Annotated in this window: 19 protein-coding genes; all 19 read left to right on the forward strand. The window is 56.6% G+C overall.

The window, feature by feature from the left end; translation table 11 throughout:
* The first annotated feature begins 48 nt into the window (after window positions 1-48).
* The 19 genes from MOMUL_RS08340 to rseP all read left to right on the forward strand — a co-directional run bounded on the left by MOMUL_RS08340 (window position 49) and on the right by rseP (window position 17,883).
* Window positions 49-1,152, forward strand: a complete 1,104-nt coding sequence (locus MOMUL_RS08340) for an iron-containing alcohol dehydrogenase family protein (RefSeq protein ID WP_062283955.1) — start codon at window positions 49-51, stop codon at window positions 1,150-1,152.
* Between the two features lie 200 nt (window positions 1,153-1,352).
* Window positions 1,353-2,438, forward strand: a complete 1,086-nt coding sequence (dprA, locus tag MOMUL_RS08345; RefSeq protein WP_062283957.1) for a DNA-processing protein DprA — start codon at window positions 1,353-1,355, stop codon at window positions 2,436-2,438.
* An 11-nt stretch (window positions 2,439-2,449) separates the two neighbouring features.
* Window positions 2,450-4,540, forward strand: coding sequence for a type I DNA topoisomerase (gene topA, locus MOMUL_RS08350; RefSeq protein ID WP_062283960.1), 2,091 nt, complete (start codon window positions 2,450-2,452; stop codon window positions 4,538-4,540).
* A gap of 21 nt (window positions 4,541-4,561) precedes the next feature.
* Window positions 4,562-5,875, forward strand: a complete 1,314-nt coding sequence (gene trmFO, locus MOMUL_RS08355) for a methylenetetrahydrofolate--tRNA-(uracil(54)-C(5))-methyltransferase (FADH(2)-oxidizing) TrmFO (protein ID WP_062283962.1) — start codon at window positions 4,562-4,564, stop codon at window positions 5,873-5,875.
* A gap of 53 nt (window positions 5,876-5,928) precedes the next feature.
* Window positions 5,929-6,858, forward strand: a complete 930-nt coding sequence (xerC, locus tag MOMUL_RS08360; RefSeq protein WP_062283965.1) for a tyrosine recombinase XerC — start codon at window positions 5,929-5,931, stop codon at window positions 6,856-6,858.
* A 5-nt stretch (window positions 6,859-6,863) separates the two neighbouring features.
* Entirely contained in the window at window positions 6,864-7,388 is a 525-nt protein-coding gene (gene hslV, locus MOMUL_RS08365) for an ATP-dependent protease subunit HslV (protein WP_062283968.1), read from the forward strand.
* Complete coding sequence (gene hslU / locus MOMUL_RS08370) at window positions 7,388-8,794, forward strand: ATP-dependent protease ATPase subunit HslU (protein WP_062283971.1); 1,407 nt, start codon at window positions 7,388-7,390, stop codon at window positions 8,792-8,794. The genes hslV and hslU overlap by 1 nt, the downstream gene beginning before the upstream one ends.
* Before the next feature lie 17 nt (window positions 8,795-8,811).
* Window positions 8,812-9,594, forward strand: a complete 783-nt coding sequence (gene codY, locus MOMUL_RS08375) for a GTP-sensing pleiotropic transcriptional regulator CodY (protein ID WP_062283974.1) — start codon at window positions 8,812-8,814, stop codon at window positions 9,592-9,594.
* Window positions 9,595-9,758: 164 nt separating this feature from the next.
* Window positions 9,759-10,457, forward strand: coding sequence for a 30S ribosomal protein S2 (gene rpsB, locus MOMUL_RS08380; RefSeq protein WP_062284194.1), 699 nt, complete (start codon window positions 9,759-9,761; stop codon window positions 10,455-10,457).
* Window positions 10,458-10,544: 87 nt separating this feature from the next.
* Entirely contained in the window at window positions 10,545-11,156 is a 612-nt protein-coding gene (tsf, locus tag MOMUL_RS08385) for a translation elongation factor Ts (protein WP_062283976.1), read from the forward strand.
* Window positions 11,157-11,257: 101 nt separating this feature from the next.
* On the forward strand, window positions 11,258-11,980 hold the full coding sequence (gene pyrH, locus MOMUL_RS08390) for a UMP kinase (protein ID WP_062284196.1): 723 nt from the start codon (window positions 11,258-11,260) through the stop codon (window positions 11,978-11,980).
* Entirely contained in the window at window positions 11,980-12,537 is a 558-nt protein-coding gene (frr, locus tag MOMUL_RS08395; RefSeq protein ID WP_062283979.1) for a ribosome recycling factor, read from the forward strand. The genes pyrH and frr overlap by 1 nt, the downstream gene beginning before the upstream one ends.
* Window positions 12,538-12,539: 2 nt before the next feature.
* Complete coding sequence (locus MOMUL_RS08400) at window positions 12,540-12,749, forward strand: PASTA domain-containing protein (RefSeq protein ID WP_062283982.1); 210 nt, start codon at window positions 12,540-12,542, stop codon at window positions 12,747-12,749.
* 18 nt (window positions 12,750-12,767) lie between these two features.
* Window positions 12,768-12,938 carry a 4Fe-4S ferredoxin gene (gene fdxA / locus MOMUL_RS08405; RefSeq protein ID WP_062283985.1) on the forward strand — a complete coding sequence of 57 codons (171 nt, stop codon included), beginning with the start codon at window positions 12,768-12,770 and terminating at the stop codon, window positions 12,936-12,938.
* Between the two features lie 63 nt (window positions 12,939-13,001).
* Window positions 13,002-13,781 carry an undecaprenyl pyrophosphate synthase gene (uppS, locus tag MOMUL_RS08410; protein ID WP_062284199.1) on the forward strand — a complete coding sequence of 260 codons (780 nt, stop codon included), beginning with the start codon at window positions 13,002-13,004 and terminating at the stop codon, window positions 13,779-13,781.
* 18 nt (window positions 13,782-13,799) lie between these two features.
* Entirely contained in the window at window positions 13,800-14,597 is a 798-nt protein-coding gene (locus tag MOMUL_RS08415) for a phosphatidate cytidylyltransferase (protein ID WP_062283987.1), read from the forward strand.
* A 5-nt stretch (window positions 14,598-14,602) separates the two neighbouring features.
* A complete protein-coding gene (gene ytvI, locus MOMUL_RS08420; protein ID WP_062283990.1) occupies window positions 14,603-15,703 on the forward strand; it encodes a sporulation integral membrane protein YtvI in 1,101 nt (366 codons plus the stop codon).
* Window positions 15,704-16,876, forward strand: a complete 1,173-nt coding sequence (locus MOMUL_RS08425; RefSeq protein WP_062283993.1) for a 1-deoxy-D-xylulose-5-phosphate reductoisomerase — start codon at window positions 15,704-15,706, stop codon at window positions 16,874-16,876.
* On the forward strand, window positions 16,873-17,883 hold the full coding sequence (gene rseP / locus MOMUL_RS08430; RefSeq protein ID WP_062284000.1) for an RIP metalloprotease RseP: 1,011 nt from the start codon (window positions 16,873-16,875) through the stop codon (window positions 17,881-17,883). The genes MOMUL_RS08425 and rseP overlap by 4 nt, the downstream gene beginning before the upstream one ends.
* Window positions 17,884-17,892: the final 9 nt, after the last annotated feature.

The following is a 17,892-nucleotide window of genomic DNA, read 5'->3' on the forward strand; positions in this document are numbered from 1 at the left end:
TTAAACCCGAGAAAATTTGGGTTGAAGGGATTTGTGGAGGCGATTAAAATGACCTTCCGTTTTTACCTGCCTACCCAGGTATTTTTTGGCAAAGGGGTTTTAAACGAGTATGGCGATTTCCTCGGCCGGCTGGGCCGGCGGTCCCTGGTAGTTACCGGGCGCCAAAGTGCCGTTACCAGCGGTGCCCTGGCTGATTTTGAAGTCCTGGCTAAAAGGCTGGGCTTAAGCTGGGTTGTTTTCAACGAGGTACCGGCCAACCCAACCCTGGAAACAGTAGCTAAAGCTGTTGACCTGGCCCGCCAGGAAAGGGTTGACCTGGTCATTGGCATTGGTGGCGGGTCCCCCCTGGACACGGCTAAGGCCGTGGCCCTGCTGGTACCCAACAGGGCAGCGGCAGCCCGGCTTTACGAGGCCGACCTGCCGGAGCCGCCCCTACCCCTGGTAGCTGTACCGACTACCGCCGGTACCGGTAGCGAGGTTACCCAGCATGCGGTCTTTACTTTACCAGCTAGGGAAATAAAAAAGGGTTTCAGCGACGACCGCTGCTTTCCCCTGGCGGCCTGGGTGGACCCCCGCTATACCTATTCCTTACCCCTTGCTATTACCATAGATACCGCCCTGGATACCCTGACCCATGCCATGGAAGGTTACCTATCCAGGCGTTCCACCCCTTTAAGCGACACCCTGGCCTTGGAAGCCGTGCGCCTTTTTGCCGGGCAAAAGGAGGCCCTGCTGGCCGGAAACTTGCTCCCGGCGACCAGGCGGGACCTCATGTATGCCTCCACCCTGGGGGGTATGGTCATTGCCCAGACCCGGACGACTATCCTCCATACCATGGGTTATCCTTTAACCTACAGCCATGACATACCCCACGGCCGTGCCAATGGCTATTTGCTGGCAGCCTACCTGGAATTTATCCAACCGGCAGAACCGGTTAAGGTTAACAATCTCCTGGAGGCCCTGGGAATGGCTTCCCTGGAGGATGTCCAAGGCCTGATCCGGCAGCTATTACCGCCACTGGGAAAATTTCCAGAAAGGGAGCTAGAACGGATGGCAGACCTGGCAGCAACAAACACCAGCAGCCTGACCTGGACGGCCCGCCAGGCGACTTCAGAGGATTTACTAAACATGTTACGCCGGAGCCTGGGCTAGTATGAAGAACCTGCCTCCGGGCCAGAATACCTTCAGAATTGTATTAGTCCCTCCAGGGGACTTTTTTACTCTAAGCTTGACGAACCGCTAAAGAATAGATATGCTTTTAGGAAACGCGGTAACTTTTGTTCCTTACCGGCAGGAAATTTCGCCCAGACCGCGAAAGGTTACTTTTACAACTATACAGCAGGGGAGAAACCATGGAAGAAAAACCATTCTGGGTAGCCCTTCAGCAGGCGCCGGGTCTGGGGGCTCGCCGGGTCCTCCAGCTGGTTAAATTTTTCGGGAGTCCCCGGGCCGTCTGGCAGGCACCGGAAAAAGAGCTTCTGGCTTTGGAAGGTCTGGGTAAGGCAGCAACCTCCTTGATTAACTGGCGCCGCCAGGTAACACCGGAAAAGATTATGGCTAAACTAGAGAAAACCGGTATCGGAGTGCTGATCCTGGAGGAAGATACCTACCCCCTGGAGCTCAAACGTATTTATGACCCGCCACCCGTCCTCTACTGGCGGGGCAGCCAGCCGCCGGGGGAAGGCCTGAAAATAGCCATTGTCGGTACCCGCCGGGCGACGGCCTATGGTCTTAAGGTGGCCACGGAGCTCGCTGCTGGTCTTGCCGCCGCCGGCGTCGGGGTTGTCAGCGGCCTGGCCCGGGGCATAGATGCTGCCGCCCACCGGGGAGCCATCCGGGGGAACGGTCTCACCTGGGGCATCCTGGGCTGTGGGGTAGACGTTATTTATCCTCCGGAACACCGGGAGCTTTACCACCAGGTAATGGACCACGGGGCCATCCTTTCCGAGTTTCCCCCGGGCACGCCGCCGGATGCCGGCCATTTCCCGGCCCGCAACCGGATTATAAGCGGCCTGACGAGCGGTACAGTGGTCGTCGAGGCCGCAGCCAAAAGCGGAGCCCTGATTACAGCCGACCTGGCCCTGGAGCAGAATCGCGACGTCTTTGCCGTCCCGGGGCCAGTCACCAGCCGCTACAGCGAGGGCCCCAATGAATTAATTAAACAGGGGGCCAGGGTAGTGACCGGGGTAGCCGATATTCTGGCCGAATATGAGCCCCAATCCCTGTGGCCCTTGTCCCGGCAAGAAAGCCAGGTGGAGGTGGTTCTGACAGCTGCCGAGGAGAAGGTACTGGCCGTTCTCAGTGTTATGCCTACTCACCTGGATACCATTATGGCCACAACTGGCCTGCCGCCGGGGGAACTGAATACCGCCCTGCTCCAGCTGGAGATAAGAAAATTAATCCGGCGGTTACCGGGAGGTTTTTACCTGCGCTGTTAGGGGGGGAAATTTTGGCCCATACACTAGTTATCGTGGAATCGCCGGCCAAGGCCAAGACCATTGGCAAATTCCTGGGGCGGAACTATACCATTAAACCGTCCATGGGGCATATCCGCGATTTACCCAAGAGCCAGTTTGGCGTCGACGTCGAGCATGGTTTTGAGCCTCATTATATTACCATCCGGGGTAAAGGGACCGTTGTCAAGGAACTGCGGGCCGCCGCCCAGAAGTCCCAGCGCGTTTTACTGGCTACGGACCCGGACCGGGAAGGGGAGGCCATTGCCTGGCACCTGCAGCATCTCCTTGAGCTGCCTCCCGGGCCGATCCGGATCGAGTTTCACGAGATTACCCGCAACGCCGTCCAGGAGGCTATAAAAAAGCCCCGGGAGATTGATCAAAACCGGGTCGATGCCCAGCAGGCCCGGCGGGTGCTGGACCGTGTCGTGGGGTACCGTTTGAGCCCCCTCCTGTGGCGCAAGGTACGTAAAGGTTTAAGTGCCGGCCGGGTGCAGTCGGTAGCCGTGCGCCTGATTGTCGACCGGGAACGGGAAATCGAAGCCTTCCAGCCTGAAGAATACTGGAGCCTGACGGCCTGGTTGCTGGCCGGCGGTGATGGGGAGGCTTTCCCGGCCAAACTCTTTAAATATCTTGGTGAGGACCCAGCTATTAAAAATGAAGGCGATATGCAAGCCATCCTGGCAGCCCTGGAGGGGGTTACCTATGTCGTAACTGAGGTCAAGCAGCGGGAACGGCGCAAAAACCCGGCGGCCCCCTTCACCACCAGCACCCTGCAGCAGGAGGCTTATCGCAAACTAAATTTTACGGCCAGGCGGACTATGCAGGTGGCCCAGCAGCTCTATGAGGGTATTGACCTGGGCGGCAGTGAAGGTCCTGTCGGCCTGATAACCTACATCCGTACTGATTCCACCCGGATTGCCAGCGTCGCCCAGCTTGAAGCCCGGGACTTTCTTATGGAACGCTTTGGCCCCGATTATGTCCCGGAAGGCTTAAGGCAGTTTAAAGGCCGTAAGGACATCCAGGATGCCCACGAAGCCATCCGGCCCACTTCCGTCTGGCGGGAACCGGAGGCCTTGAAAAATGTCCTTACCCGGGACCAGTTCCGCCTCTATAATCTAATCTGGGAGCGTTTTGTGGCCAGCCAGATGCAGGCTGCCATAATGGATACCATGACGGTGGATATTAGCGCCGGGCCCGGCCTTTTCCGGGCTACGGGTTCGGTAGTCAAGTTTCCGGGTTACTTGCGGGTTTACCAGGAAGGCAGCGACGGTGAAGGTAAGGAGCAGGAACAAAGGCTGCCCGCCCTGACCACCGGCCAGACTCTAAAACTCCAATCCCTGGAACCCAAACAACACTTTACCCAACCGCCGCCGCGTTATACCGAGGCCACCCTGGTAAAAACGATGGAAGAGCTGGGTATCGGCCGGCCCAGCACCTATGCCCCGACTATTGAGACCATCCTGGAGCGCGGTTATGTGGTCAGGGAGCAAAAACAGTTTATCCCCACGGAACTGGGACGGGTGGTAGTGGACCTCCTGAAGGAGCATTTTCCTGATATTATTGACGTGGAATTTACGGCCCAGATGGAACAGCAGCTGGACGAGATTGAAGCCGGGAAATTATCCTGGCGCCAGGTAGTGGCCGAATTTTACGAGCCCTTCACCCGGGTGCTGGAACGGGCCGAAAGGGAGATCGGCACTATCGAGCTGCCGGAAGAAGTTAGTAAAGAAAAATGTGATCTCTGCGGCCGTAACCTGGTTGTCAAGACGGGCCGCTTTGGCAAATTTCTGGCCTGTCCCGGCTTCCCAGAGTGCCGTTTTACCAAACCCTTGCTGGAGACCATTGGCGTTAATTGTCCTCAGTGCGGGGGAGAAATTGTGGCCCGGCGGACAAAGAAAGGCCGTAAATTTTACGGCTGCCAGAACTACCCGGAGTGCAATTATGTTTCCTGGGATAAACCTACCAACCAGAACTGCCCCCGCTGCGGGACCCGCCTGGTGGAAAAGGCTTCCCGCCAGGGGGTACGCTTGCTTTGCCCCAGCAAGGAATGCGGCTATGAACAAAAGATCCAGCAGGCTAAATAGTTTGTTTACGGAGGCGATAAGTTGCCGGAAAAGCTGATCATCATTGGCGGTGGCCTGGCCGGCAGCGAGGCCGCCTGGCAGGCGGCCCGGCGGGGAGTTAAAGTTGAGCTGTGGGAGATGCGGCCGGGCAAGATGACGCCGGCCCACCGTACCGGTTACCTGGCCGAGCTGGTCTGCTCCAATTCTTTAAGAGCCGATACCCTGGAGAATGCGGCCGGCCTGTTAAAGGCGGAGATGCGCCGGGCCCGTTCCCTCATCATGGCGGTAGCTGAGGAGTGCCGCGTGCCGGCCGGCAAGGCCCTGGCGGTAGACCGGGAGGAGTTTGCCGCCCGGGTGACTGCGGCCCTGGAGGCGGAAGAACGGATCACCATTATCCGGGAGGAAGCCCGGGCCATACCCCTGCACGAGCCGGTGATTATTGCCACCGGGCCGTTAACTTCGCCGGCCCTGGCCGAAAGCCTTAAAGGTTTAACCGGCGCCGAGTATCTATACTTTTACGACGCGGCGGCGCCTATTGTTACGGCCGAATCTTTAAATTACAACCGTATTTTCAAGGCTTCCCGCTACGGGCGGGGGGAGGAAGACTACCTCAACTGCCCTTTGAATGAAGAGGAGTACCGGCGCTTTTACGAGGCCTTAATTACGGCTGAACGCCACCCCCGGCATGAATTTGAGCCCGAGGTAGTTTTTGAAGGGTGCATGCCGGTGGAAGTCATGGCCAGGCGGGGACCGGATACCCTGCGCTTTGGCCCCATGCGCCCGGTGGGGCTCATAGACCCGGCTACCGGGAAGGAGCCCTATGCCGTGGTGCAGTTGCGCCGGGATAACCTGGCCGGTACCTTGTATAACCTGGTGGGTTTCCAGACGAGCCTCAAGTGGGGAGAACAGGAACGGGTCTTTCGCCTCATCCCCGGCCTGGAAGAGGCGGAGTTTGTCCGTTTTGGCGTCATGCACCGCAACACATATATTAATTCGCCCCCGGTGCTTAAACCTACCCTGCAGTTAAAGGAACACCCGCAGGTTTTCCTGGCCGGCCAGCTAACCGGCGTGGAAGGTTACATTGAGTCCGCCGCCAGCGGCCTGGTGGCGGGGATCAACGCGGCGCGTTTAATCAAGGGCCAGGACCCCCTGATCCTGCCTCCGGCTACGGCCCACGGTGCCCTCCTCCATTATATTACCGATCCCACCCACGACCCCTTGCAGCCCATGCATATTAATTTTGGCCTGCTGCCGCCCCTGGAGCGCCGGGTCAAGGGCCGGGAAGCGCGCAACCGGGCTTTAGCGGAGCGGGCTTTACAAATCTGGTCCAGCCTCGGTGAATTTTCCGGCAATTGACTTGCACTTTACAAGTGAATATGTTAGCATATATAGGGTTCGGGGGTGAGGGTATGATCGGAACTGCCTTTCAAGAAGGGCTGGAAGGGTTTATCTTATACCTGGAAGGCGAAAAGCAAGCCTCTCCCTGTACCATTACCGCCTACCGGGCCGATATCGAGCAATTTGCTACCTTCGTGTACGAGCGCCAGGGCCCGGGGGCCGGGCCAGCAGACGTTGATACCTGGCTGGTGCGCCGTTTTTTAGGCTGGCTCAACCAGCTGGGCCGGGAAAAGAGCAGCATGAACCGCAAGCTGGCTGCTTTGCGGTCCTTTTACCGCTTCTTGCTCCGGGAAGGCAAAGTAGAAAGCAGCCCGGCGGCCCTGCTGGCAGGACCGCGCCGGGAAAAGCGTTTACCCCGTTTTTTAAGCTATGCCGAGGTAGAAAAATTGCTGGCCATACCGCCTACTACCCCGTTAGGGTTACGGGACCGGTCCATGCTGGAAACCCTGTATGCCTCTGGCATAAGGGTGAGCGAGCTGGTCGGCCTGGAGCTGGAAAATCTTGACCTGGAGGCCGGTTACGCCCGGGTCCTGGGCAAGGGCCGGCGGGAAAGGGTTGTCCCCCTGGGCAGCCAGGCCGTTGAAGCCCTGCGGGATTACCTGGCCCGGGGCCGGCCGGAACTAGCTGCCCGCCGCAATCCGCCGGAAGCAAAAGCCCTGTACCTCAACCACCTGGGAGGACGTCTGACCGTGCGGGGCGTACGGGAGCGGTTGAACCACTATGTGGAAAAGGCGGCTTTAAGCAGTGGTATCTCCCCCCATACCCTGCGCCACTGTTTTGCCACCCATATGCTGGAGCGGGGGGCGGATCTTAGGGTAGTCCAGGAACTCCTGGGCCATGTTAACCTTTCCACTACCCAGATCTATACCCATCTCAGCCAGGCCAGATTACGAGAAGTATACCAGCAGGCCCACCCCAGGGCTAGAAGAAGTGAGGGGTAGAACCCGTGCAAGGCACAACGGTGATAGCCGTCCGCCATAAAGGCAAGGTGGCCGTAGCCGGCGACGGCCAGGTGACCTTCGGCCATACCATTATGAAACATAAGGCCCGTAAAGTACGCCGGTTATACCAGAATAAAGTTCTGGCCGGCTTTGCCGGTAGTGTGGCCGACGCCTTTACCCTCTTTGAAAAGTTTGAGGCCAAGCTGGAGGAATACCATGGCAACCTCCAGCGGGCCGCCGTAGAACTGGGGAAAGAATGGCGTACGGACAGGTTTTTACGGCGCCTGGAAGCCCTGCTGGTGGTGGCCGACCGGGAGCACCTCCTGGTAATCTCCGGTAACGGTGAAATAGTTGAACCCGATGACGGGATTGCAGCCATCGGCTCCGGTGGTCCCTATGCCCTGGCGGCTGCCCGGGCCTTAATAAAGCATACCGGCCTGGAGGCCGGCGCCATCGCCCGGGAAGCTATGGAGATTGCCGCTTCTATCTGCATCTATACCAACAATAATATTGTGGTAGAAGAACTCTAATGTTCCAGGGGAGGGAAGGAAGATTGGACCTTACACCCCGGCAGATAGTAGCCGAGTTAGACCGCTATATCGTCGGCCAGGAAGAAGCGAAAAAATGCGTGGCTATCGCCTTGAGAAACCGTTACCGGCGGCAAAAATTAAGCCCGGATTTACGCGATGAGGTCCTTCCCAAAAATATCATTATGATTGGCCCTACCGGTGTGGGCAAAACCGAGATTGCCCGTCGCCTGGCGCGCCTTGTAGGGGCGCCTTTCTTAAAGGTAGAAGCCACCCGCTTCACCGAAGTGGGTTATGTCGGCCGCGATGTGGAATCAATGATCCGGGAACTGGTAGAAAATGCCGTGAGAATGGTTAAAATAGAAAAGCGGGCTGAAGTGGAAACTAAGGCAGCCAAACTGGCGGAAAAGCGTTTGCTGGACCTGATAGCCCCCCGGGCCGGGAAGGAAAGGAGCAGCCGCTCCCCGTGGGAGGTTCTCTTTGGCGGTGTACCGGCCGGCGGGGAAGGGATGGCGGCCGAAGAAGAGAATACCGCCGAAAAGCGGGCTATTCTCAAGGAAAAATTAAAGCGCCAGGAACTGGAAGACATGATGGTGGAGGTGGAAGTAGAGGATAATACCGGCCCGGGGATAGTCCTGGGCGGGCTGGGGCTGGAAGAACTGGGGATGAACCTCCAGGATATGCTGGGCAATATGCTTCCCCGGCGCAAGCGCAAGCGCCTGGTAACGGTGGCGGAAGCCCGGCGGATTCTCACCCAGCAAGAGGCGGATAAACTGATTGATATGGATGAAGTGGCAGCCATAGCCGTCCAGCGAGTGGAACAGGATGGTATTATCTTCCTGGATGAGATTGACAAGATAGCCGGTAGGGAAAGCGGGCACGGCCCTGATGTTTCCCGGGAAGGAGTCCAGCGCGACATCCTGCCCATTGTCGAAGGTACCACCGTCCAGACAAAATACGGCCCGGTGAAAACCGACCATATTCTCTTTATCGCCGCCGGGGCCTTCCATTTGGCCAAACCATCGGATCTCATCCCCGAGCTCCAGGGCCGGTTTCCTATCAGGGTAGAACTGAAAAGCTTAAACCGGGACGATTTTCAACGTATTTTAACCGAACCCAAGAATTCCCTTTTGCGCCAGTATACAGCTTTATTGGCAGTAGAAGGTATAGAATTACAATTTTCAGCCGATGCTATTGCGGAAATTGCCGATATTGCTTATACTGTAAATAATCAGGGCGAAGATATCGGCGCACGCCGGCTACACACTATCCTGGAAAAGGTTTTGCAGGATCTCCTTTTCAGGGCGCCAGAAGTGGAGGGACGCAAGGTTGTGATTGATGCAACTTATGTCCGGCAACAGCTGGGCGACATAATGCAACATGCCGATTTGCAAAGTTATATTCTCTAAGGAAAGGAAGAAGGTATATGGAAAGTTTATTGGAAAGATCAAGGAAAATCAACCGCCTGTTGCAGCGGGCGGCTGGTAACCCGGTGGACTTTCAAGAAATGGCCAGTGTGATGCGCGATGTCCTGGGAGCCAACACCTATATTGTTGGCCGCCATGCCCGCGTCCTGGGGTATGCCTTTGTTGAAGGTTTCACCTGTGATATTATGGAAGACATTGTCTTCCAGTCGGAGCGTTTCCCGGAGCAGTACAATGAACAACTCCTGCGCATTGACGAAACCCAGGCCAACTTTTGCCAGGTAGGCAATGCCTGCGTTTTTGACCTGGACAAAAAGTGTGTTTTCAACAACAAGCTGACCACGGTAGTGCCCATTGTTGGCGGCGGCCAGCGCCTGGGTACCCTGGTCCTCTCCAAGTTTAACGTCCGCTTTGATGACGAAGACCTGGTCCTGGCCGAATATGGTGCCACCGTAGTCGGTATGGAGATCCTGCGTTCCAAAGCCGATAAAATTGAGGAAGAAGCCCGCAAACGCGCTGCCGTCCATGTTGCCTTAGCGACCCTGTCTTACTCCGAACTGGAGGCCGTGGAGCACATCTTCGCCGAGCTCGACGGCGACGAAGGTATCCTGGTCGCCAGCAAGATCGCCGACCGGGCGGGTATAACCCGTTCCGTTATCGTCAACGCCCTGCGAAAATTCGAAAGCGCCGGCGTCATCGAGTCCAAGTCCCTGGGCATGAAGGGGACCTATATCCGCATCCTCAACGATCACCTGCTGGAGGAGTTAGAAAAGCTCCGCCGTTAAGACTTAGACTTGCCGGGCACCAGGGGTTTATGCTATACTAACCTCTGGTGTTTGATTCCACACGCGCCGGAGGGCAGGAGAAGTGCCGGGTAAAAGGTCCTCTTGACCTGATGAAGGTAGCGGCGGGTTAAAACTACAGGAGGTGCAGTTTCGTGATTATTTCCATGAAGCAGTTGCTGGAGGCCGGTGTCCACTTCGGCCACCAGACCCGGCGCTGGAATCCTAAAATGGCCCCGTATATTTTTACGGAGCGCAACGGGATTTATATCATTGACCTCCAGCGCACCGTTAAAAAGATTGAAGAAGCCTATAATTTCGTCCGGGACCTGGCCCGCGAGGGGGGGAAAATCCTTTTTGTGGGCACCAAAAAGCAGGCCCAGGAAGCCGTCAAGGAAGAAGCCGAGCGTTGTGGCATGTTTTATGTCAATGTGCGCTGGCTGGGAGGGACCCTGACCAACTTCCAGACCATCCGCCGGCGGATCGAACGCCTGAAAGAGCTGGAACGGATGGAAGAAGAAGGAACATTTGAGCTGTTACCCAAAAAGGAAGTCGCCCGTTTACGGGGCGAGAAGGAAAAACTGGAGCGTTACCTGGGCGGCATTAAGGAGATGAAGAACCTGCCCGATGCCCTCTTCATCATCGACCCGCGCAAAGAGCGGATTGCCGTGGCGGAAGGGCGGCGCCTGGGCATTCCCATTGTGGCCATTGTCGATACCAACTGCGATCCCGATGAGGTGGATTATGTTATTCCTGGTAACGACGATGCCATCCGGGCCGTCCGTTTGCTAACCAGTAAAATGGCTGATGCCGTTATTGAAGGCCTGCAGGGCCAGGATCAACCGGAAGAAGTCGTCGGGGAATAATATTAACCTGAGCGCAGGTATTTACCTGCGCTTACATAGTGTAGTAGCAGCACTAAACAGAGAAGTAACCTGCGGAGGAGTGAAGTTATGATTTCGGCTGCTGACGTCAAAGAGCTGCGGAACCGGACCGGAGCAGGAATGATGGATTGCAAAAAGGCCCTGGAAGAGTCTGGCGGCGACATGGAGCAAGCCATTGAATATTTACGCAAGAAAGGCCTGGCCACCGCGGCCAAACGGGCCGGTAAAATAGCCAGCGAAGGCCTGGTCCATGCCTACATCCATGGTGGTGGCCGGATAGGCGTTTTAATTGAAGTCAACTGCGAGACCGACTTTGTGGCCAAGACGGAAGCCTTTCAGGACCTGGTTCACAACCTGGCCATGCAGGTAGCTGCTTCCCGGCCCGAGTATGTAGCCCGGGAAGATGTACCGGAAGAAGTCCTGGCTAAAGAAAAGGAAATCTTAAGGGCCCAGGCTTTAAATGAAGGCAAGCCGGAAAAGGTAATCGACAAGATTGTTGCCGGTCGCCTGGAAAAATTCTTCCAGGATAATTGCCTCCTGGAGCAACCCTTTATTAAAGATATGGACCGGACCGTCCAGGACCTTATTAACGAGGCCGTAGCCAAGCTGGGCGAAAAGATTGTTATCCGGCGTTTTGTCCGCTATGAAGTGGGCGAAGGTATCAAGGCGGAGGAAAAATAGCTGAAAAAAGAGCACCGCGGTGCTCTTTTTTTCCACGGGTAAAGAGGAATTTTGGCTAACGTGTAGAAAGTATTCAGGAGTTACGGAGGTATTTGCCGGGTATGGCGCAACCCAAGTTTAAACGGGTAGTTCTAAAGGTTAGCGGGGAAGCCCTGGCCGGTACCCAGGGTTTTGGCATCGACCAGGAAGTCCTCACTTCTATAGCGGCGCAAATAAAAGAAGTACGGGATCTGGGGGTTGACGTGGCCATTGTCGTCGGTGGCGGCAATATCTGGCGGGGGGTCAAGGGTAGTGCCAGGGGTATGGACCGCGCCACTGCCGATTACATGGGTATGCTGGCGACGGTAATCAACGCCCTGGCCCTGCAGGATGCCCTGGAGAGCCAGGGCGTGGATACCAGGGTGCAGACGGCCATTGAAATGCGCCAGATAGCCGAGCCTTATATCCGCCGCCGGGCCATCCGCCACCTGGAAAAGGGCCGGGTGGTAATCTTTGCCGCCGGTACAGGTAACCCTTATTTTTCCACGGATACTACCGCAGCCCTGCGGGCGGCCGAGATTGAAGCCGATGTCATCTTAATGGCCAAACGGGTTGATGGCGTTTATGATTCCGACCCCGAGATAAACCCCGATGCCAGGAGGTTAAAGGATCTCGATTACCTGGAAGTATTGAATGGTGGCCTGGGAGTAATGGATGCGACTGCCACTTCTTTGTGTATGGATAACCGCATTCCTATCATTGTCTTTGGGATAAAAGAAAAAGGCAATATCCTGAAGGTAATCATGGGTGAACCCATCGGTACCTTTGTCGGGAGGTTAGAGTGATGCTGGACGATATTTTAAAGGAAACCGAAAGCAGGATGCAAAAGGCAGTCGAGAACTTACGCCGGGAGCTGGCTTCTATCCGGGCGGGACGGGCCAACCCGGCCCTGCTGGAGAAGATTACCGTTAACTATTATGGTACACCCACCCCTATTAACCAGCTGGCCACGGTTTCCGCCCCGGAAGCCCGGCTCTTAGTCATCCAACCCTGGGACCGCAACATCCTGCCGGAAATGGAAAAGGCCATTTTAAAGTCGGACCTGGGGTTGACGCCGGCCAGCGACGGCACCGTTATCCGCATTGCCATTCCCCAGCTAACGGAAGAGCGGCGTACCGAGCTGGTCAAAATGGTCCGCAAGAAAGCTGAGGAATTCCGGGTACTGGTCCGCAATGCTCGCCGGGATGCCAACGATAAGTTAAAAGCCCAGGAGAAAAATAAAACTGCTTCGGAAGATGAGGTCAAGCGGGCCCAGGAAAAGGTCCAGAAGCTAACCGATAATTACATCCAGACCATTGATAAGATCCTGGCCAGTAAAGAAGCTGAAATTATGGAGGTTTAGCTTTGACCGTACCTGACTGCCTGGGCTTAACCCTGGCTGAAGCCAGAAGACTGCTGGCAGTTAACGGCTGGCAGGTGCACAATTACTCCTTTACCGGTCCCCTTCGCCCTGTACCGGGTGAGGAGGAAGAGGGCCGCGTCGTGCGTTTACGCCTGGTGGGAGCCGGCCAGGTTGACCTGGTCCTGGCTTATGTAGATACTCACCACCAGTGAAAGGAGGTGGAAGGACCAATGCCCCATCGGATAACGGAAGAGTGCCTGTCTTGTGGCGTTTGTGCAGATGAGTGCCCCCAGGGCGCCATCTCCGAAGGCGAAGACACCTATGTTATTGACCCGGAACTCTGCACTGATTGCGGTACCTGCCTGGAAGCCTGTCCTAATGAGGCCATCGTCGAAGAATAGGATGGCGACAATCCCCCTCCCCGAGGGGGTTTGTTTTATAGGCATATATCATTAGGGGGGAAACTGGTGCCTGGTTTCCTGACCAGATGGCTCCGCCACGGGCCGCCCAGAGCAACGGAAGATAGGGAATTCGAACCGGGCAAACTGCCGCGCCATGTAGCTATTATCATGGACGGCAATGGTCGCTGGGCCAGAAAGAGGGGCCTGCCCCGGGTGGCCGGCCACCGGGCGGGAGTCGAATCTTTACGCGATATTGTCCGGGCCTGCGTTGACTGGGGCATTGCCATACTCACGGTTTATGCCTTTTCCACAGAAAACTGGAAAAGACCCCAGGAAGAAGTGGAAGCTTTAATGAACCTGCTGGTTGAGTACCTGCGCCGGGAGCTACCCGAGTTAAAGAAAGAAGGGGTGCAGGTGCGGGCCATTGGCCGCCTGGAAGCCTTGCCGTTACCGGCCCAGCAAGAACTGGCCCGGGCCCGGCGGGAAACGGCCGGCAACAACCGGCTCATCCTCAACCTGGCCCTCAACTATGGCGGCCGGGCCGAGCTGGTGGATGCCTGCCGGCACATTGCCCGCGAGGTACTGGCCGGCAAACTCCGGCCGGAGGATATAGATGAGACCGTGCTCAAAGGCGCCCTTTATACCGGCGACCTCCCGGACCCCGATCTCTTAATTCGCCCTTCCGGGGAAATGCGCCTCAGCAACTTTTTACTCTGGCAGCTGGCCTATACAGAATTATGGGTTACTGATGTCTACTGGCCGGATTTCCGGCGGGAAAATTTACGCCAGGCCCTGCTGGCTTACCAGCAGCGGGAGAGGCGTTTCGGCGGCCTGAAAATTTGACCCGTGGTGGTGTTGACTGTGCTTGGCACCAGAATTTTAGTTGCCCTGGTGGGTATCCCGTTATTACTGGGAGCAGCCTACCTGGGTGGCTGGTGGTTTCTCCTGCTGGTAATCCTGCTGGCTTTTACCGGCCTGGTGGAGTTTTATCACCTGGCCGCCTGCCTGAAGCTAAAACCGCTGGTCCCGGCCGGTATTACAGGTGGCCTGATGTTCGTCCTGCTGGCATATCTTAATAAGGGTATGGTAGCCTGGCTGGGTGCTGGACTGACTGTGGGGATGCTCTTGCTTTTCCTGGCTTTGTTTCCTCGCCTGGCAGCGGCCGATGTAGCCATGACCTTTCTGGGGAGCTGGTATGTAGGGGGGCTGATGGCTTACCTGCCTTTGCTTCGCCTTTTACCCGGTGGTACCGGGGCCCTCATCCTGACCTTCCTCTTGACCTGGGCCAACGATACTGGCGCTTATTTTTGCGGCCGTATCTTCGGCCGCCGCCACCCCTGGCCCAAGCTCAGCCCCGGTAAAACCTGGGCCGGGGCCATCGGTGGCCTGCTGGTAACTGTAGGGGTGGCAAAAGTTTTGGGTCCCCTCCTTTTGCCGGCTTTAAACAGCTGGCAGCTGGCAGGGCTGGCAATACTCACCGCCATTGCCGCCCAGGCCGGTGATTTGATTGAATCTGGTTTTAAGCGCCAGGCAGGGGTTAAGGACAGCGGCTGGCTTTTACCGGGTCACGGGGGGATTTTAGACCGTTTTGACAGTTTGCTACTGGTGGCTCCGGTGGTATACTATTATCTGGTCTTCTTTTTACCAAAAATGGAGTGAAATCTTTGGCTAACTTTGACGATCGGTTTAAACAAACCTTTCAAACTTTACTGGTAGCCTTGATGGCTGCCTCCCTTTTCCTATTGCTTTTTTATTACATATTCCCGGCCACAGGAGAAATCATTAAAGCCCTGGTACCGGTGGTCCTGCCCTTTGCCCTGGCAGTGCTGCTGGCCGCAATCATCGATCCGGTTGTTAATTTTATTGAAATAAGGCTCACAATAGGCCGGGGCTGGGCGGTAATTATCACTCTCTTGCTTATCCTGGCCATCCTCAGCATAGCCATCTTTTACCTGGTGGCTAACCTGATTATCGAGCTGGAAAGCCTGGCCTTAACACTGCCGGCCCAGGCCAGGGCCCTGGGGGCCATCTTCCAGGAGTATTTTTCCCGCCTCCAGAGTTTTTATTTTGCCGGTAATTTGCCGGTTGAAGTCTTGAGTACCCTACAGTCCTTCCTGGATAATGCGGTGGTCTGGCTGAAGAATCTCCTGGGGCTGACGGTTCAGTGGCTGATAGCTTTTATCAGCTCCCTGCCGGAGCTCTTTATATCGCTGATCATTACCCTGGTGGCCACTTACTTTTTCAGCCGGGATAAAGAATTTATCCTCCGCACCCTGGTCCAGGTGGTATCACCGCCCTGGCGGGAACGGATGAGCCAGGTATTTAGCTCCCTGGGCCAGGCCATCATCGGTTACCTGCGGGCGGAAATTTTACTGGTCAGCCTGCAGATGACCCAGAGTATTATCGGTCTTTTAATTTTAAAAGTTGATTATGCCCTCACCTTGGCCTTTTTAATCGGCCTGGCCGATTTGTTGCCCATTGTCGGGCCGGGGACGGTTTTCATTCCCTGGATCATTGTAGAATTTATCCTGGGCCATTATGGCCTGGGGTTGGCCCTGTTAATCCTGTATGCCTTTATCATTATCCTGCGCCAGGTACTGCAGCCCAAGCTGGTGGCCGTCAGCCTGGGGCTGTACCCGTTAACAACCCTGATTGCCCTTTACGCCGGTTTAAAGCTCCTGGGTATTGCGGGTCTGGTCATTGGGCCCCTGACGCTGGTAGTCTTAAAGGCTTTTTATCGTTCCCGGCAGGGGGTAACTAAATAAATGGCGAAAGAAATAGCAATTTTAGGTTCAACTGGCTCCATCGGCCGCCAGACCCTGGAGGTTGTGGCCGCCCATCCTGGGCAATTCAGGGTTGCCGCCCTGGCAGCCGCCAGGAATGTAGAACTCCTGGCCGAGCAGGTAAAGCGGTTTCGTCCCCGCTTGGCCGTTCTCCTGGATCCGGAAGGGGCCAGGGAACTGGCCGCCAGGGTTAGCGGTTTAAAGGTCCAGGTCCTGGCCGGAGAGGAAGGCCTCCTGGCAGCCGCCTGCCTGGCCGGGGTGGAGCTGGTAGTAGCCGCTATGGTAGGGATCCGCAGCCTGCCGGCAATCCTTGCCGCCCTGGAGGCCGGCAAGGATATTGCCCTGGCCAATAAAGAGATCCTGGTAGCTGCCGGCCAGGTGGTCATGGACCGGGCCCGTTCCCTGGACCGTCAAATTATCCCGGTGGATAGCGAGCACTCCGCCATTTTCCAGTGCCTGCGCCAGGGCGGCCGGGTGGTCCAGGTAATTATTACGGCTTCCGGTGGACCCTTGCGCGAGAAAACCCTGGCCGAAATGGCTGCCGTTACCCCGGAGCAGGCTTTAAATCACCCCACCTGGGTCATGGGGCCGAAGATTACCGTAGATTCGGCCACCCTGATGAACAAAGGCCTGGAAGTAATTGAAGCCAGACACCTTTTCAACCTGGATTACGACCAGATTGAAGTTTTGATCCACCCCCAGAGCGTCGTCCATGCCCTGGTGCGCTACAGTGACGGTGCCCTTTTTGCCCACCTGGGGCCGGCCGATATGCGCCTGCCCATCCAGTACGCCCTGACCTGGCCGGAACGCTGGGATTTAGATAGCCAGGTATTGGACCTGGCGGCCGTGGGACACCTTGATTTCAGCCGGCCGGACCTGGAACGCTTCCCCTGCCTGGAGCTGGCCTGCCGCGCCGGCCGGGCCGGGGGCACTTACCCGGCAGTTTTGAGTGCCGCCGACGAAGTGGCCGTCCAGTATTTCCTGGCGAGAAAAATACCGCTAACGGCCATCAGCCAGGTCGTAGCCAGGGTCCTGGAGGAACACCGGCCGGTAACGGCACCTGATCTGGAGCAGATTCTTGCCGCCGACGCCTGGGCGCGGCAGCGGGCGGAAAAAGTAGCTGAAGGGTTTTGCAAAGGAGTTGAGGCCCGGTGACTATTATCCTGGCCCTGGTTATCTTCAGCATTTTAATTGTGGTCCACGAAGGCGGGCACTTCCTGGCGGCCAAAAAAGCCGGCATCAAGGTAGAAGAATTCGCCATCGGTATGGGGCCGGCCCTCTGGCAGGTGAAGAAGGGGGAAACGGTTTACTCTTTACGCGCCTTTCCCCTGGGCGGCTTTAACCGTATGGCCGGGATGGAAGGCCCGGATCTCGATGACCCGCGGGGTTTTAACCGGCAGCCGTTACTCAAGCGCATGGGGGTCATTGCCGCCGGTTCGGGCATGAATTTCCTCCTGGCTATCCTTATTTTTATTTTCGTGTTCATGGTCCTGGGCATACCGGCGGATATTAATGTTATCGGCCGCGTCGAACCGGGGATGCCGGCAGCCCAGGCGGGTTTGCGGCCGGGGGATAAAATCCTGATGGTCGACAATACACCAGTCAATAACTGGCGCGACCTGGTGCACCAGATCTACCAGCATCCGGGGGAGGAAATTATCCTGACAATCGAACGGGACGGCCGGCAGCAGCGGGTTACCCTGACCACCACCAGGGATCCACAGTCAGGGGTCGGGATGATTGGCATCGGCCCTACCTGGGAGAGGCAGGGTTTGTGGACCTCGATCATCTTGGGACTGAGGCAGGCCCTTGAAATCACCAGGCTCATTATCTTAAGCCTGGTACAGATGTTTACCGGTCAGGCAGCCCCAGAGGTCGTTGGACCCGTGGGCATTATCCAGCTGGTGGGCCAGGCAGCTACCTTCGGCCTGGCCAACGTCCTGAACTTCATGGCGGTTTTAAGCCTGGACCTGGGGCTCATCAACTTGCTGCCCATTCCCGCTCTGGATGGCAGCCGGCTGGTATTCTTAAGCCTGGAGGCGGTGCGGGGCCGGCCCATCAACCCGGAAAAAGAAAATCTAATCCACCTGATTGGCTTTGCCCTCCTCATGGGCCTGCTTATTCTAATAACTTACCATGATATAATTCGCATCTTTAGCTGAGGTGACCTG

The sequence above is a fragment of the Moorella mulderi DSM 14980 genome (assembly GCF_001594015.1).
GTDB lineage: Bacteria > Bacillota > DSM-521 > Neomoorellales > Neomoorellaceae > Neomoorella > Neomoorella mulderi.

Coding starts and splice junctions, on each gene's coding strand:
- dprA (WP_062283957.1), top strand. CDS start 1,353: ATGGAAGAAAAACCATTCTGGGTAGCCCTTCAGCAGGCGCCGGGTCTG.
- tsf (WP_062283976.1), top strand. CDS start 10,545: ATGATTTCGGCTGCTGACGTCAAAGAGCTGCGGAACCGGACCGGAGCA.
- fdxA (WP_062283985.1), top strand. CDS start 12,768: ATGCCCCATCGGATAACGGAAGAGTGCCTGTCTTGTGGCGTTTGTGCA.
- pyrH (WP_062284196.1), top strand. CDS start 11,258: ATGGCGCAACCCAAGTTTAAACGGGTAGTTCTAAAGGTTAGCGGGGAA.
- xerC (WP_062283965.1), top strand. CDS start 5,929: ATGATCGGAACTGCCTTTCAAGAAGGGCTGGAAGGGTTTATCTTATAC.
- MOMUL_RS08425 (WP_062283993.1), top strand. CDS start 15,704: ATGGCGAAAGAAATAGCAATTTTAGGTTCAACTGGCTCCATCGGCCGC.
- codY (WP_062283974.1), top strand. CDS start 8,812: ATGGAAAGTTTATTGGAAAGATCAAGGAAAATCAACCGCCTGTTGCAG.
- hslU (WP_062283971.1), top strand. CDS start 7,388: ATGTTCCAGGGGAGGGAAGGAAGATTGGACCTTACACCCCGGCAGATA.
- frr (WP_062283979.1), top strand. CDS start 11,980: ATGCTGGACGATATTTTAAAGGAAACCGAAAGCAGGATGCAAAAGGCA.
- rpsB (WP_062284194.1), top strand. CDS start 9,759: ATGAAGCAGTTGCTGGAGGCCGGTGTCCACTTCGGCCACCAGACCCGG.
- MOMUL_RS08340 (WP_062283955.1), top strand. CDS start 49: ATGACCTTCCGTTTTTACCTGCCTACCCAGGTATTTTTTGGCAAAGGG.